Raw genomic sequence first — 16,004 nt, 5'->3', positions numbered from 1 at the left:
TGGGTGTTTTACCGCGTCAGCACGACGGCGTTGTCCGCCGACCACCCGACCGTCACGGATTGACGGGGTGAGAGATACTCACTGCGGTCGGTTATCTGCATGTCCACGGTCAACTCCTGACCGTTCGAAAGCTCGACGACGAATTTTCCGAGGTTACCTTTGTAGATCTCTTCGATCACTTTCCCTTCGAAGGAGTTGCCCAGTCCACGAGCATCATCACCGAGACGGATCTTCTCCGGCCGAACCGCGAACGAAACGTCACCTTCGGCGTCGGGGTTTCGCGGCACCCTGAACGAAATGCCGTTCCGTTCGACAACTGCACCATCGGCGGTCTCTCCATAGGAACCCCTGATGAGGTTTGTTTCGCCGATGAAGTCCGCGACGAACTCCGTTTTCGGTTCCTCGTATATCTCCGTCGCAGACCCTAACTGTTCGAGACGGCCATCGTTCATCACCGCGATTTCATCGCTCATCGTCAGTGCTTCCTCCTGATCGTGTGTCACATAGACGAACGTCGTGTCCAACTCTTCCTGGAGGTTTTTCAACTCGACTTGCATGTTTTTCCGGAGTTTCAGGTCGAGCGCACCGAGTGGCTCATCGAGCAACAGGACCGTCGGTTCGGTGACCAATGCACGAGCGAGGGCAACACGCTGTTGCTGTCCGCCGGACAGTTCGCTTATCTTCCGACCCTGATAGTTAGGAAGTTCCACCAATTCGAGTGCTTCTGCAACCCGCGCGTCGATCTCTTCGCTTCCGGTCCGTTTGAGAAGTCGCTTGAAAGACGCGCCGAGACTGCTATTCGATGTCGCCCCACCGTCCGTCTTTCGAGTATCGTTCGACGGTACTCCTTGCATTTCGAGTCCGAACGCGACGTTCTCCCCCACCGTCATGTGCGGGAATAAGGCGTACGATTGGAACACCATACTCGTGTCGCGTTCGAATGGCGGGATGTCATTGACGCGCTGCCCGCGAATATACACGTCACCCGCCGTGGGGGTCTCGAATCCATCGATACACCGTAACAACGTCGTCTTTCCACATCCCGACGGTCCGAGGAGGGTGAGAAACTTCCCGGATTCGATGTCGAGGCTCACGTCGTCGACTGCGACGACGTCATCGAATCGCTTGCTGATCCCGTCGAGGCGGACATCGTACTCCGTCATGCTATGCGTTCTTGATTTCGGTCCAAGCCTCGTTGTACATCAACGTCGCCTGACCGATATTTCGAATGTATTCGAGCTTTTTCATCGTTTTCGAGTCGGGATAGATGCTCTTGTTATTCAGGATGTCTTTGTTGATGTACTCCTCTGCCGCCTTGTTCGGACTTCCATAGTAAGTGTAGTTCGTGATGCGTGCGCCGATCTTTGCGTTGAGGTAGTAATTGATGAACGCGGATGCTGCGTTCGGATGTTTCGCTTCTTTGGTAATCGCTCCGTTGTCGACCCAGATGACTCCTCCTTCGTCCGGGACGGTGTATCCGATAGGCGACGACCCATTCTTGTACGTCTCCCAATACGCCTGAAATACCCCACCTGACCATCCGTGCACCGGACTCGCCTGCTTGTTGATCAGGTTGGTCGTGAAGTTCGACGAATCGTACGTCTTTAGCAGTTTCTTCTGATTGATCAGCGTCTCTTTTGCCTCGTTGATTTTCTTCTCGTCTTTCGTGTTCAACGAGTAGCCAAGCCGTTTCAGGGCAGCGCCCATTGTCTCGCGCATATCGTTGAGCATCGTCATCTGGCCCTTCCACTTGGGATTCCACATGGCATCCCAGGAGTTGATGTCCACGTCACCACCGAGCATCTGTTTATTGTACCCGATACCGGACGTTCCCCACTGATACGGTGCAGAATAGGTTCCTGGATTTGGGTCGTACGGCGTGTCCGTGAATTTCTTATCGAGGTTGCTATAGTTGGGGATCTTCTGCATGTCCAACTTCTGTATCATCCCCTGGTTGACGAGGACGTTGATCATGTAGTCACTCGGGAAGATGAGATCGTACTGACTGGTTCCTCCGGCTTTGAGTTTATTGAACATCTCCTCGTTGGAGGCATAGTTCGAGACATTGACCGTCACACCATACGCCTTCTCGAAATCCTGAACGGTGCCATCGGGCCAATAATCTCCCCATTGGAAGATGTTTAGTCGGTCCTCGACTTCATAATCGAGTTCCTTCAGTCCGTACTTCTTTCGAGGATTATCGCTTCCAGCGGCGGTTCCGTCAGACGGTGTCGTGCTCGTTTGACCGGACTGGTCGTTTCCACCCATACATCCGGCAAGGCCGGTGACTCCAACCGTCGCCAGTGTTCCCGTCGTTTTCAGAAATCGCCGCCTATCCTCCCGAGAGTTACTATGCTTGTCCATGTGTATCACGCCGATTCTTTTTGGTAAAATGCGCCTGTATGACATAAAGATTGGGGGGTTACGGGGTTTATTCCGAATCTTTTTCTACCATATCGGTCCTTCGAACCATTGGGCGACGGCTACGACGGACATCGTCACGACGATTATGAGCGCCGCGACGACGTTGACCCCAGGTGTGATTCCTTGGCGAACCATCGAGAAGAAGAAAATCGGGAGGGTATTCTGATTACCGATGATAAAGAACGTGACCACGAAGTCGTCGAAGCTCATGGCGAACGCGAGCAACGCACCAGCTACGATTCCGGGTTTTAGGAGCGGTAAGGTGATATATCGGAGCGTCTCCAACTCGTTCGCTCCCAGGTCCTTGGCTGCCTCTTCTAACGTGTGATTAAAGCTCTGCAGTCGAGCAAGCACGACGATCGCGACGAAACTGATGTCGAATGCGATGTGTCCGATAACTGCGGTGTGGAGCCCGAGCGCCATTCCGACGATATTGAAGAATAAGAGCAGTGAAATACCCATTACGATGCTCGGAATGATGATCGGCATGTAGACGAGACCCGTAAATAGCCGCTTCCCGGGGAACTCGTATCGATCGAGGGCAAACGCCAGCATCGTTCCAAATATGGTGCTAACGACGACAGTGACGAGTGCGATTTCGACCGAATGAACGAGGGCTGTGAACGCAGCATCCGGATCGACGCGAGCGACTGTCTGCCCCGCGAGTAGATCCGTATACCATTTGGTTGTGAATCCCTGCCATACCAACGCATATCGCGAGTCGTTGAACGAGAGGGAAATGAGTACCGCGATCGGGATGTAGAGGAACAGGTAGAAGAGCAGCGTTTCGACCGCGAGTATCGTTCCACCGTTTCGGAAGAGTCGCGACCGAATACGGGAGAGCCAGGTGCGCTGTGGGGTTTCCGTACTCATACGAGATCAGCGCTCCCGTACCGCTGGTATACCGCTATCGCAACTAGCATGATCCCCATCAACGTGAACGACCCGGCGGCTCCGAGTGGCCAGTTACCGGCCGCGCCGAACTGTTCCGCGATGAAGTTCCCGATCATTTGGCTATCCGTCCCGCCGAGTAGGTCCGGGATGACGTATGCCCCCGTACTTGGAATGAACACCAACAAGCTCCCGGCGATCACACCCGGCATGGATAACGGAAAGACGACCCGCCGAAACGCTTGGAACCGATTTGCCCCAAGATCCATCGCTGCCTCCCGAAGGGTAAAATCGATCTCTTCGAGACTTGCGTACACGGGCAGGATCATAAACGGGATCCAGATGTACACTAATCCTACCATGACCGCAAGCCGTGAGTTCATTAGCGACTGTCCGGGGGTAACGAAGGGAAGGAGCCCTAATGCGTTCGTCAGAACACTATTGCCCGATAACAGTATTTGAATCGCATAAATTCGAACGAGGAACGACGCCCAAAAGGGGAGGATAATCAACACCAACAACAGGTCCTGATACTCTTCGGGTGCTAACCGACCGACATAGTAGGCAACGGGATATCCGATGACGAACGAGAGTACAGTTGCGACGACTCCAAAGCCGATACTCTTCAACGTCAGTTGCACATACGGTGTCGGTTCTCCCGCTGCGAGATGGATAGTAAACGGGAGAATCGAGTTGATCACCCACGCGATGGTATACCAAACGGTATCCACGATGGAAGCGCCGTCGGGGATGAAGAACAGGCTGTACTGTTGCAGCCCGAGATACTCCGGTCCGATGAGAACCTCACCGAACGCCCCCCGTTGACCGAAGCTATAGTAGAACATCACGGCCAGCGGAATGAGGAAGAACGTGATCAGCCAGAACATGCTCGGGAGTATGTTCACGGCCAGCCCAGTCCAGCGATTCCCACGCAACTGGCGGAGAAGTCCCGACTGCGTCTCGACCTCTTGTTCCCGTGTTGGTGTTTCACCTGCCATGCGTTTACGTGTCACACCATCACGGCCCCACAAAATAAGTTTTGTTCTATTCCGGGTATCTACCGATTATTTCTCGTATCCACTGCCGAATTTCAGATAAACTTTTTGTCTCCTACCTTCATAGCTCCGTAAGCAAATGGACAGCAGCGAGACGTTCGACATCGCCTTGTGTCAGTACGAACTCTGCGATGTGGGGTCGTTTGATGCGCTATTGGAGCGCATTGCGGCCGGATTCGACCGTGCAGGTACCGCCGACCTCTACATCCTTCCGGAGTTGTTCGTGAACGACTATCTCGAAGAAATAGGGACAGACGATTCGATAGCGACCCTCTCTTCCGAGGAAGAAACACGGTTTCATGACTTCCTTGTCACCGCAGCAGACCGTCGCAATGCGGTGATCGTCGGTGGTTCGTACAATATCATCGATGGTGATGCGATCCATAATCGATGTCCTATTAGTTCCCCTGATTCGAGCATCGTCACCTACGATAAGTCACATCTCATCCCCGAAGAGCGCACCTGCGGGAAACGGGAAGGAGCCGACCTCCCGCCGGTTATCGAACACGATGGCATCGGTATTGGAGTCGCGATTTGCTATGACGTCGAGTTCCCGGATATCATCCGTGGCCTCGCAAATCGCGGCGCTGAGGTCGTTGCAGTTCCTTCGTGGACGGCTGAAGAGGCAGGGTATCAACGCGTCAGTCGCTGTTCGGCTGCTCGGGCAGTCGAGAATCAGATGTATCTCGCACAGGTTTGTCTCGTCGGAGCGCGACCGGATGCAGGGCTGTCAGCGACCGGACGATCGACGGTCTTCGCACCATGTGACGACATCGTTGGACCGCATGGTACACGATTGTCGTTGGCTCGCGACATGGATGCGACGGGAGTGTGCCCTGTCGATATTTCCACTCTTCGAAAATCGAGGACAGACGCCTCGGTCCGGCCATACACGGATTCGAACAGATGAAAAGGCAAAACCACGACGAAAGAATTAGAACGAACAGGAGACCGTAATTCACAATGAACCGTATGAATCTCGACGATATCGACGTTAAAATCCTCAAAATCCTTCAAGCCGACGGCCGATTGGCACTCTCGGAGATCGCTCGTCGGCTCAATATGGGGACTGCCACGATCCACGAACGAGTGAATTCGCTCGAAGAAGACGGATACATTCGAGATTATCGGGCGGTGCTCGACCCCGAATTGCTTGGGTTGGATAACGTGGCGTTCGTCCGCGTTCACACCGAGGCTGGCCATTTCTCCGAGGTTGCTGAACGACTCACCGAAGAGACGGAGATTCAAGAAATACACGAAATCACCGGCGATGCCGATTTGTTGTTGAAAGTACGAGTCGGCAACCATTCCGAACTCACTAGCTTGCTAAGTCGGATTGGGGAATACGATGCGGTGCTTTCGACAGCGACCGATGTGGCGCTCCGAAACGTGAAAGAAGAACAGCGCTTCAGTCTCTCCGAATAATGATCGAGTGGGATCTCTCGCCGTCCGTTCGAACCGAAGTCGGCCGTTTGGAGAGCGTTCTCGTTCACGAACCTGGCCCGGAATTCAGTACTGTAGTCGACCCTGACGAATGGGAATGGGGTGGGTTGCCCCGGCAGGAGGGCGCCGCAAGTGAACACGGTGCATTGGTTGCTGAACTCGAAAATCGAGGCGTAACGGTATATCGTCTCGTCGACGCCGGTGAGGGATTGGCAGAATCGCTTTTCGTTCGTGACGTCGGCTTCGCACTCGAGGGTGGGTTGATCGTCGGTAAAATGGTCGAGGGAACCCGCCATGGTGAGGAGCGCCGGATGTCCGAACGGGCAGTCGAATTGGGGATTCCAATCTATCATATGGTTCATGGGCCGGGCGGGTTCGAGGCCGGAAACATGGTATGGATCGACGAGGAGACGGTCGCTATCGGACGGTCGAGAACGACAAACGACGAAGGAATTCGCCAGGTCAGGACCGTCTTCGAAACGTTCGGGATCGATGTCGTCGAGGTTCCCATCTTCGGTAGCACGGACAGTACTGGACAAACGCATCTCGCCCTCGTGTTTGGAATGGTCGCCCCGGACCTTTCGCTCGTCTACCCGCAGGCGATCCCGACCGACTTCCAGGAAACGCTACACGACCGAGGAATCGAGACGATCGAGGTACCGATGCGGGAACAGCGTAATCGAGCCACGAGCACCATCGTCGTCGAACCTGGTGAGGTGTTGATACCGTCCGGGAATCCGTTCGTTCGGAACGCGCTCGAAGAGCAAGGAATGGACGTTATCGAGCTCGATATCCGTGAAATTCGAAAAACAGGTGGGGGGTTGAAAGGGTTGGTACTCCCACTTTCTCGCACCTCGTGATCGTATTATTTCCTCTTAACACCAGTGTTTGACGGACTATTTTCGGAATGAACTCTCACTGGCCAAAGATTTATTGGATGTTCTTCCGTCGTATGGTACGATGAGTCTTGATGACAAAGGACAAGAAGACGACCACACTGAGCGCTTCCGGAAGAAGACCACCTCAAGCGAACGATTTCATGAACGAGCGTCCAACGTGACGCCTCTCGGGGTAGAGTCGAACGTTCGTTCATTTGACCCATATCCGTTTTACGTGGAGGAAGCTGACGGGTCGTACTTGTACGACATCGACGGGAACGAATACCTCGACTTTCTCCTCGCGCTTGGCCCGATCATCCTGGGCCACGGCAATCCCGAAGTACGGGACGCAGTCAAAGAACAGGTCGATACGAGCGACTTAACTGCCACTCCACAACCGATCGCGATCGAATACATGGAGAAGGTCGCGGAGATGACTCCCAGCATCGAAAAAGTCCGACTCGCAAACAGCGGGAGTGAAGCGACCATGCACGCGATGCGGGTCGCGCGTTCGTACACGGGCAAGGACAAAATCGCCAAACCTGAAGGTGGGTACGCCGGGGCACACGATTATGCGCTTCAAAGCGTCTATGCCAGTGAAGAAGCACTGGGACCAGCCGACGCTCCGAACACTGTTTCGTATGGAACCGGCATTCCTGATGTCATTAGCGATACTGTCGTTGTGTTTCCGTTCAACGACAAGGATGCGACCGAGCGAATACTCCGTGAACAAGCCGACGACCTCGCGGCGATTATCATCGAACCAGTGATGTTCTCCTGTGGTTGTTTACTGCCGCGTGATGGCTATCATGAATTCCTTCGTGACCTTACCGAAGAACTGGGAATCGTCCTAATCTGGGACGAAGTCATGACCGGCTTCCGACTCGGTCCACAAAGTGCGCAAGGACGGTTCGACATTACACCCGATATGACTACATTTGCCAAAGCCGCCGGTGGCGGCTACCAGATCGCTGGGTTCGGGGGAAAATCCGAAATCATGGACGAGATCATCCCTCCCCGAAAGAAGGAAGCATCAAAGTGGAACACCTCGACGTTCCACGGTGGGACCTACAACGGACATCCGGTTTCAGCCGCAGCCGGCCTCAAAACGCTCGAAATCCTCGACGAACGCGACGTGTATGAACACATCGACCGCCTCGGCGACCGTCTGTTCTCCGGGCTCCAAGAAGTTGCCGACGACGTCGGTCTCGATGCTAACGTCCAACACATCGGCTCGATGGGGCAGGTGTATATGACCGACCACGACATCCATCGGTATCGGGATACCTGGCACGCCAACGAGGACCAGTTTGCCGATTGGTGGCTCGAAGCAGCGGCCAGTGGTGTCCTCTTCGGAAACCCAATGCAGGGCGAGCGTTTTTTCACTACCTATTCTCACACGGAAGAGCAAGTCGACCACGCACTCGAAGTCGCGGAAGAAGCGTTTCGTGCCGTGGACCACGAGTACGAATAGACCATGAATACTCGAGATCGCTGGTCGATTTGGACCGACTACCCGCTCACTGCCCGTCACGGTGAGGTACGATCGGTGATACGATGACGGACGATTCCTACGACGTCATCGTTATCGGTGGCGGTATCATCGGTTGTGCTATCGCTCGTGACTTGGCCAGTGATTACGATGTGGCCGTTCTGGAGCGAGGACAGATAGCCGGGGAAGCATCGGCGCTCGCCGCAGGTGAGATTACGATGGCACCATCGTATTCCGATATTCCCGCCATCTCCGATCACGCTATCGAATTTTTCCGACGATACGACGGAACTGGACAGTTTACGTTCACCGAGTGTCCCAGTCTCGAACTCATTTCTCCCGTTCGTGAAGGCGAGTCTCGAAGACGCGTGGAACGCCTTGCAGCAAAGGGTGTCAACGTCTCGTTCGTCGAATCCGAGCGGATCGAAACGACGTATCCTCGGTTCGATCTGCCCGACTTCGTCGGCGCAATCAAGTACGACGACACCGGCTTCGTCGATCCCTATACGTTCGCGATGACGCTTAAAGAGGACGCGGAGTCGAGGGGAGCGACGTTCGAGACTGGGACCATGGTAACAGGTCTCCGAACCAGCGGTGGACGGGTGCAGGGTGTCGAAACAACCTCGGGTACCTGTTCTGCCCCAACCGTTGTCGTCGCTGCTGGCTGGCGAAGTGAGCGCTTTCTCCGCGACCGTCTCCAACTTCCCATCAGACCGTATCGAACGCAGTGTGTCGTGCTTACACCCGAAAACGATTTGCGGACGGATGTTCCGATGGGATGGATCCCGGGTGAACACATCTACTTCCGTCCGGAGCGCAACGGAGATTTACTCGTCGGCGGTTGGTCGTTTGCCGAAGACGCTCCCGAGCACGCAAGCACCAGTGACGATGAGGCGTTCCGAAATCACGTCGCCACCCTCCTCCCGAAATTCATGCACGGGTTCGAACGTGCTCGGTTCGTCAATGGCTGGGCAGGGATCGATGGAGCAACACCCGATACAAGGCCGATAATCGATGCACCGAATGATGGTCCCGCCGGGCTATTGGTCGCAACCGGATTCCATGGTCGAGGTGTGATGAGTGCGCCCGTTGCGGCGACGACCGTTCGAACGCTCATGACGGGTGGTGAATGTCCGTTCCCAACCGGCACATTCGATCTCGATCGATTCGAATCCCGGTCGCCCGATTTCGAGTTCCGGAGTATCAGTGCAGGAGATTGATTTCGTCTCGTTTACTCGGTAGCCGATTCGGTCCCTTCGTTCGTCTTGGCGACCTGTTTAGCCTGTTCGAGAACGTCAATCTCGAGTGCAGCGTGACGGTAGTACGACGTTATGCGGAGCGGGAACGGGGGTCGGATGCGAAAACTAATCGTTCGCTGGGACGGCTTGCCGTCGTGGGGAATGGTCGTTCCCTTCGCCGCGGGAGTCATGTACTCGCTGCGGGAACGGGATGGAGATATCCGCCGCGTCGAACTGGTTTTTGATCACCTTGATCGCGTTCGTTTTCGCCTTCCATCGGCGACGACTCGTCGGATTTTCGATCCAGACGCGAAGTTCGAAGAGGATGGATGAACTCTCGAACTCCCGGATGATTATCTGCGGGGCAGGTGTCGATTTGATTCCCTCGATCTTTTCACTGGCCTCCTCCAACTCGTCCTCCGCGTGTTCGAGGTCCGTCTCGTAATCGACGCCGACCGGAATCTCTATCCGTAGCTGGTTGTTCTCCGATACGTTTCGAAGGCCCCTATTCGTGATTTCGTCGTTCGGAATCAGGACGCTCTTTCCGTCGAACGTTTGTATCTTCGTGTTGAAAATCGTAACGTCCTTGACGACCCCGGACTCCTCCCCGATTTTGATCCAATCACCGACCCGAAACGGTCGTGAAAAGAGGAGTACGAACCCGGAGACCATCGCAGCGAGTGTCGTCCGAGCCGCCAGCCCGATCATGACGCTCATCACACCGGCACTGATAAAGAAGTTCGTCAGGTCGATTCCCCAGAGGGAGAGAACGATTCCTATCGCGACGAGGAAAATCCCGACGTTCGAAACGTGGTACGCAATCTCCGTTTGATGGCCCGTCAACGCCTTTGTTTCAGCGAGTTTATCGATCGATCGGTTGGTGAAACGGATCAACAGATAAGCGATGATGAAAACTGCTATCGTCACCAGCTGCTGTATGAGCGTCCACTGGTTGACGATCACTGCGCTCACGACCTCCCGAAGGACGAAATTCGCGTTCCAGATCGTAGCAAAGCCGACGATTTCAGCGGCGACGACCAGTGCAGTGCTGATCATTTTGATTGCCTCCGCGATTTGCGAACCGAACCGGCGCCGCAGCTTCTCCCCCGACCAGCGTATAAGGCTCCGGGACGCTATGAACGACACTACGAGTACGATACAGCCGAGGAGTCGTTCGTCGAGAGTCGAGAAGAGAGTGTCACCAATCATTTTCGCATATTCTCATGTCGCTCGAGTGTGCCACTGCTGTTCCTTTTTCGTTTCACGAACAAGAGCAAATTGCTTGATAGCGCAGGCATGTATATGCGCTGCCAGTGCTTGTGTTAGTAGGCACTCCCAGTTAATCTAGCGAGAGAGTCCAACTGTCGGACTCGGAAGTCTTATCGAGGAATTAGCGGTGGCAAGGAGACATGTCAAACGAAAAGTCGTATCTGGGTTTTGAGTGAACGATGGTGATAGAGCGCTTCCTAATGCATTCATACTCGTCTCAAATCGTCAACTGTATCAGAAGTATATCCCGATGGTGGCAGTATTGAGGTTGGTCATCCGGCAGGTGGTCTCACTGCGGGACTCGACCCAATGATGCAACGGACCGATGGTATCCGGATCGCGTAAAAAGACGAAACAGCGGAAGACGCAGTTACTATCAACAGCGAAATAATCGGGGGTTCCACCGGAAGAGCAGGCATATCGTGTTTCCAAGCCGCCCGTGCCACGTAATTGTAGGACGGTAGATTCGAAAACGACTGTTAGGCAAGCCAGCGAATTGGATGGCATCCTGGACCCGAGTTGATGTCGGTCAAACAGCCGATATCAGGATCTCTCGGCGATACTTCGTTCAAACGCCTCGATTTTCTTGTCGAGTTGAGAAACGATGGTTTTCTCGCGTTCGTCGGTGTGGATATATGTGGGGCCACAAACGTTCAACGAGCCACGGACACGGCCCAGCCGGTCTTTTACGACCTTGCTTACCGCCCATAGTCCTTCGATCGCTTCCTCTTCGTTGATCGCGTAGCCCCGTTCTCGAGTACGTTCTAGATCCGCGAAGAGTTCATCCCTGGTCGTGATCGTTTGCTCTGTTTCGCTAGGAAGCCCCCACTGATCGAGAATCTCCGTAATTCGGGTCTCGGGATATTCCGCGAGGATCGACTTCCCGGACGCTGTATTGTGCATATGGAAGAGACGGCCATCGACGATGAACGATGGGCTATCGGAGTAGCTAGTGGCATCGTACAGCGCGACGGTTCGTCCGTTCTCCTCGACGGTGAAATCGACCTCCAACTCCGTTTCCTCGGCTAAGTCAGTAACGATTCGCTTGGCAATATCGTACACCTCGTTCTGCTTGCGTGCGTAATCGCCAAGATGATGCAACTTCAATCCGACACGGTAGATGTTGTTCTCTCGAACGACGTATCCGTAGTGTGCGAGCGTCTGAAGATGGTTATGGATCGTACTCCGTGCGAGATCGGTTTCGTCAGCGAGTTCACCCAACGTTGCTCCATCATGCTTTACCAATAATTCGACCAGCTGGAGAGATATCTCGGTTGTTCGAAGCCCATTCTCCGTCCGCTGTGGCATCATACGGACCTAGTTTTCTACCATGACTACTTATGACTATGTTAGCCTCTGTTTTCCCATTAGCCGACTGACAAACCCGACGTTACCGAAAACCGTTTATAAAATTGCGATATTTTACCTCGAATAGTTATATATTATGGTAATGGTGGTATAATATGGGAAACATGGAAAATATAGGTTTATTTCTAATTTTATTACTCAATAATAACCATCGAAAACGAATATTGTGTACCAAATTTGCTAGAGCGTTCTGGCAGTAAAAGTAACCAATGACCCTATTAGTATGTTCGCGAGAGGAAAACAGTATCACCTTGATTCTACTCGACAACTGGGTGTGTGGAAGGGACATAGTATTCGCCTAGAGATGTTGTAGAGGTATCTCGGTAGGATAGTTATTTCGCCGATAGTGGTCTCAAAATACCATTGTGTACCGGATAACTTTCGCAAACGCCATTTTTAGTTCCTATTTGATATCAGATCGATATCGAAAAGATACTCAGACGATTGTGAGAATTACAACGTTAGTTCTGTAATGGATGCGACTTCGATAGAACAGGGATCATCGATAGTAGATATTAATACATTCGGTTCTCCGGAACAGAAGCGTGATTTACCGTTGCAGTTCCTTTCCTCGACTATATTTCATAAAGTGAGAGGATAGCTGTGGCCTCCGCATCCACCGCAATGGATTGGATTTGTGGGCTTTCACGTCCAATTCGAACACGTATGCCTCTCTTCATGTGGCCACCCACGAGTTCCAAAACAGAATATAGCCGGAGACAGCAACGACGAGACGACCGACTGACCGATTATTAATCGTCTTCGGCACCAACGGCGACCGTTGATGAGTTGGTTTGCTTTTCCGTGCTTGGCTTTCCGAAGAGAACAGTTTCCTCTCTAAGAAGCACGTTTCCGCCTTCCTCCCGGAACGTCTTCGTCAATCCGATAACGGCTATGAGACACACTATCGCGAATGGACCTCCGGTGATGATCGCGGCAGATTGGAGCGCATCCACGCCACCGATGACCATCAGGATCGACGCAACAGCGCCTTGTAAGACTCCCCAAAAGATCCGGTTGATCGCCGACGGTTCTTCTTTCCCACCGGTCGTCATTATGGAGACTGCGAGCGTTGACGAATCGGCCGACGTCACGAAGAAAGTAGTTACCAAAACCAGGAAGCCAAACAACAGAAGGGTTCCAATCGGTAGACCCATGAACTCGATGGCTCCGAAGAGGACGTACCCTGAAACTGCTTCACCGTAGTTATTGACAGGGTCGAGAATGTTGGCGACGCCGTTATGTTGGAAAACCGTTGCTGTACCACCCACGATGGCGAACCAAGGAATCGTCGCAAGTGACGTCGCGACGATACCAGTGAACGCGACTTCGCGGACGCTTCGACCACGGGAAATGCGTGCGATAAACAGGCCCGCAAACGGCGACCACGCGAGTGGCCACAACCAGTAAAAGACAGTCCAGGCGTTCGACCATGACCCACCATTGGTGTAATCCAAAAAGAGGCTCATCTTGAAGAAATCGCCCAACAGGCCACCGATTGCCTGCGTACTGAGTTCGAGTACGCGGAACGTCGGTCCGAATACGAGGGTCGATATCATGAGCCCGCCGAACAGGACCATATTGAAGTTCGATAGACGGCGAATCCCCTTATCCACTCCGAGCACGAGCGATACCGTGAACAACGCCGTCATCCCGGTAATGACTGTTATCGTGCCAGCGTCACCGAGTTGAATGCCCCATTGGAACTCGAGTCCGGTGAGAAATTGACTCCCGATGAATCCCAACGATGTCGCGACCCCACCAAGCGTCGCGAACACGGCGAGAATATCGATGATCGTTCCGGCCAGGTTGTCGACGTTGTCCGCGCCCACAAACGGTGTCAGAACGGCGGACACACGAAGGGGAGCACCGTGAGCGTGGACGAAATATCCGATACCGAGGCCCATCACCGTAAAACAAGACCATTGGATGATCGCCCAGTGGAAGATAGAATACTGCACAGCGATGGGAATCGCGGCCTGTGACTTCGATGCAACGTCGTACAGTGGTGGCACACTCGAATAATGGAGGAGTGCCTCGGACGGTCCCCAAAAAACGATACCTGCGGCGAGCCCAGCCGAATAGATCATCGTAAAATACGAGAAGTAGCTGAACTCGGGGGCTCCATCGCCGAGCTTGATCCGTCCCCAGGGGCCGAAAATGAGGAATGCCAGGAAGCCGACGAACACCAACATCACCAGCATGAATGCCCAATTGAAATGTCCGAGGACGAAGTCAGTCGCGGACGAAACGAGGTTCGCTGCCGTCTTTGGATTCAGTGCGAACAGGGCGACGAACAGGAGGGTGATGCCAGCACCAAACGCGAATACGATCGGTTCTATCTCGTCGATGAACTCTTCAACCGGACTTTGTTCGTTTGAGCGACTCATATGTCACGCTCCGTCATGTGACTAATACTATGATTTCGTTCGTTCTGACGCCGAGTCGATTTGTCCTGTCCCTCGCGTGTGTTTCGACTGCCATTCGACACACATTCGGTCGGATAGTAATCTTCGTTGCGTTGCGATTTCATGGTTCGAACGTCCACTATGTATGACACTGTATAACCAGGGTCACGACACGCTTCATCCATCACAACTCATCTGGATAAATGTTATGGTTGTTAAAGACATAGTTCACGATCACTGTTTATTTATCAACGTGGATAGATAATTACTGTCGAACGATGCTGTAGTCCTGTTCGGGTACCATAGTAGAAGAAACCATCACCGAACAAGAAACAGCCAACAATTGTTGTCAGTCGTAATACTTACTTGATACGATACGCATAGACAATGCATGGTCAACGAGAACGATGAGGCCGATGCCCCCGATCGATTGGCGCTTTCTGCTGACCGGGGACGGGGGATCCTGACGCCAAGTGATCGTGAGTTCCTCCTTGGCCGAAAAACCGACTACACGGAACACTCGAAAAAACAGAAGCGAAACCGGATTCGACAGCGACTCCGCAACGCGATCCTCGACTTTACTATCCTCTTCGAGCACCTCGAAGATCGTGACCGCAAAAACGTCTTCAACCCCGAATCGGAGAACCGTGACGACTACACGAACGGTATAATCGATATGCTCGGCTTCCTCCATCTCGCAACGATGGGCTATCACGTTCCGTTCAAGGATATGCTTGGAAAGGGGGTAAGCCGGTCCGAGCAGAGCCTCGCTGGGTCGGACTACCGGATGGTAACGGTCGACTTCAACGTAGATCCCGTCGGACAGATCGATATCGACGAGGTCACCGAACAGTTAGAGAACGGAAGCTTCGACGAAATCACTGACGAAGATCTTCGCGCGTTCGTTCGGCTTCTAACCGAATCGGGGGGTTTTTCGGCGACATCGATGCGTTCCGAGATGAAAGATCAGATGGCAGAGTTCGTCCGGAACGTAAACAGAGCAACCGACCGACGGAATCAACGGTTCGAGGAATCAAGCAACTAAGTTATGGTTCGGTTCTGGCGTGTTTACCACATAGGGGGTCTGACCGCCAGCGAACCGTTCTCGTGGGTCAAAAGCAGATGACCGGACGACTTCTCGAAGGAAGCGTCACCCGAGATGTGCGATGGCGTCCATTTCGATATGGACATCGTCGGGGAGACGCGAGACCTCCACGCAGACACGGGCCGGTGGCGTACCGGTGAACTGGTTACCGTAGGCCTCGTTGACACGGTCATAGTCGTCCAAGTCGGTCAGATAGACAGTTATCTTGACGACATCGTCGAGCGACCCGCCCGCTTTCTCGACGGTCGCTGCAATGTTCTCCAGTACTTGTTCGGTTTCAGCTTGCACGTCGCCGTCGACGTCCTCTCCCGTTTCGGGGTCGACTGGACCATAGCCGGATACATAGAGCGTATCGTCGGCGCGGACGCCCTGCGAGTACGGATTGTCATTGCGCGGTGCCTCGTCTGTGACGATGGGTTCCGAAGTCATTGTG

Annotated in this window: 14 protein-coding genes; 6 read left to right on the top strand and 8 right to left on the bottom strand. The window is 53.6% G+C overall.

The window, feature by feature from the left end; genetic code table 11:
- Positions 1–8: 8 nt before the first annotated feature.
- From OOF89_RS22165 to OOF89_RS22150, 4 genes are all read right to left on the bottom strand, one after another.
- On the bottom strand, positions 9–1,163 hold the full coding sequence (locus OOF89_RS22165; protein WP_266082133.1) for an ABC transporter ATP-binding protein: 1,155 nt from the start codon (positions 1,161–1,163) through the stop codon (positions 9–11).
- Position 1,164: 1 nt separating this feature from the next.
- Positions 1,165–2,364 (bottom strand): polyamine ABC transporter substrate-binding protein, encoded by a 1,200-nt coding sequence (locus OOF89_RS22160; protein ID WP_266082131.1) that lies wholly within the window; start codon positions 2,362–2,364, stop codon positions 1,165–1,167.
- A gap of 84 nt (positions 2,365–2,448) precedes the next feature.
- Positions 2,449–3,297 (bottom strand): ABC transporter permease, encoded by an 849-nt coding sequence (locus tag OOF89_RS22155; RefSeq protein ID WP_266082129.1) that lies wholly within the window; start codon positions 3,295–3,297, stop codon positions 2,449–2,451.
- The gene (locus OOF89_RS22150; protein WP_266082127.1) at positions 3,294–4,313 is read right to left on the bottom strand and encodes an ABC transporter permease; all 1,020 of its coding nucleotides are present in this window, start codon (positions 4,311–4,313) and stop codon (positions 3,294–3,296) included. The genes OOF89_RS22155 and OOF89_RS22150 overlap by 4 nt, the downstream gene beginning before the upstream one ends.
- A 136-nt stretch (positions 4,314–4,449) precedes the next feature.
- Here OOF89_RS22150 and OOF89_RS22145 point away from each other — a divergent pair, with 136 nt between their 5' ends.
- From OOF89_RS22145 to OOF89_RS22125, 5 genes are all read left to right on the top strand, one after another.
- Complete coding sequence (locus tag OOF89_RS22145; protein WP_266082124.1) at positions 4,450–5,280, top strand: nitrilase-related carbon-nitrogen hydrolase; 831 nt, start codon at positions 4,450–4,452, stop codon at positions 5,278–5,280.
- Between the two features lie 62 nt (positions 5,281–5,342).
- On the top strand, positions 5,343–5,795 hold the full coding sequence (locus tag OOF89_RS22140; RefSeq protein ID WP_266082121.1) for an Lrp/AsnC family transcriptional regulator: 453 nt from the start codon (positions 5,343–5,345) through the stop codon (positions 5,793–5,795).
- Positions 5,795–6,673 carry a dimethylarginine dimethylaminohydrolase family protein gene (locus OOF89_RS22135; protein WP_266082119.1) on the top strand — a complete coding sequence of 293 codons (879 nt, stop codon included), beginning with the start codon at positions 5,795–5,797 and terminating at the stop codon, positions 6,671–6,673. Before OOF89_RS22140 ends, OOF89_RS22135 begins: the two co-directional genes overlap by 1 nt.
- A gap of 100 nt (positions 6,674–6,773) precedes the next feature.
- Positions 6,774–8,165, top strand: a complete 1,392-nt coding sequence (locus tag OOF89_RS22130) for an aspartate aminotransferase family protein (RefSeq protein ID WP_266082117.1) — start codon at positions 6,774–6,776, stop codon at positions 8,163–8,165.
- Between the two features lie 83 nt (positions 8,166–8,248).
- Positions 8,249–9,403 carry an NAD(P)/FAD-dependent oxidoreductase gene (locus OOF89_RS22125; protein ID WP_266082115.1) on the top strand — a complete coding sequence of 385 codons (1,155 nt, stop codon included), beginning with the start codon at positions 8,249–8,251 and terminating at the stop codon, positions 9,401–9,403.
- Positions 9,404–9,547: 144 nt separating this feature from the next.
- On the opposite strand, the gene OOF89_RS22120 is transcribed toward OOF89_RS22125, so the two are convergent.
- The 3 genes from OOF89_RS22120 to OOF89_RS22110 all read right to left on the bottom strand — a co-directional run bounded on the left by OOF89_RS22120 (position 9,548) and on the right by OOF89_RS22110 (position 14,448).
- Positions 9,548–10,477, bottom strand: coding sequence for a mechanosensitive ion channel family protein (locus OOF89_RS22120; RefSeq protein ID WP_266082113.1), 930 nt, complete (start codon positions 10,475–10,477; stop codon positions 9,548–9,550).
- Positions 10,478–11,233: 756 nt separating this feature from the next.
- Positions 11,234–12,001: an IclR family transcriptional regulator gene (locus OOF89_RS22115; RefSeq protein ID WP_266082111.1), complete on the bottom strand. Its 768-nt coding sequence runs from the start codon at positions 11,999–12,001 to the stop codon at positions 11,234–11,236.
- A gap of 809 nt (positions 12,002–12,810) precedes the next feature.
- A complete protein-coding gene (locus OOF89_RS22110) occupies positions 12,811–14,448 on the bottom strand; it encodes a BCCT family transporter (protein ID WP_266082109.1) in 1,638 nt (545 codons plus the stop codon).
- 409 nt (positions 14,449–14,857) lie between these two features.
- Here OOF89_RS22110 and OOF89_RS22105 point away from each other — a divergent pair, with 409 nt between their 5' ends.
- Positions 14,858–15,511: a hypothetical protein gene (locus OOF89_RS22105; protein ID WP_266082108.1), complete on the top strand. Its 654-nt coding sequence runs from the start codon at positions 14,858–14,860 to the stop codon at positions 15,509–15,511.
- Positions 15,512–15,616: 105 nt separating this feature from the next.
- Here the strand turns inward: OOF89_RS22105 and OOF89_RS22100 are convergent, their stop codons facing one another.
- Positions 15,617–16,000: a Rid family detoxifying hydrolase gene (locus OOF89_RS22100; protein ID WP_266082106.1), complete on the bottom strand. Its 384-nt coding sequence runs from the start codon at positions 15,998–16,000 to the stop codon at positions 15,617–15,619.
- Positions 16,001–16,004 lie beyond the last annotated feature (4 nt).

The organism is Haladaptatus caseinilyticus, assembly GCF_026248685.1.
GTDB lineage: Archaea > Halobacteriota > Halobacteria > Halobacteriales > Haladaptataceae > Haladaptatus > Haladaptatus caseinilyticus.
Note: the sequence above shows the minus strand (reverse complement) of the source record. Positions and strands in the feature narration are given on the sequence as shown.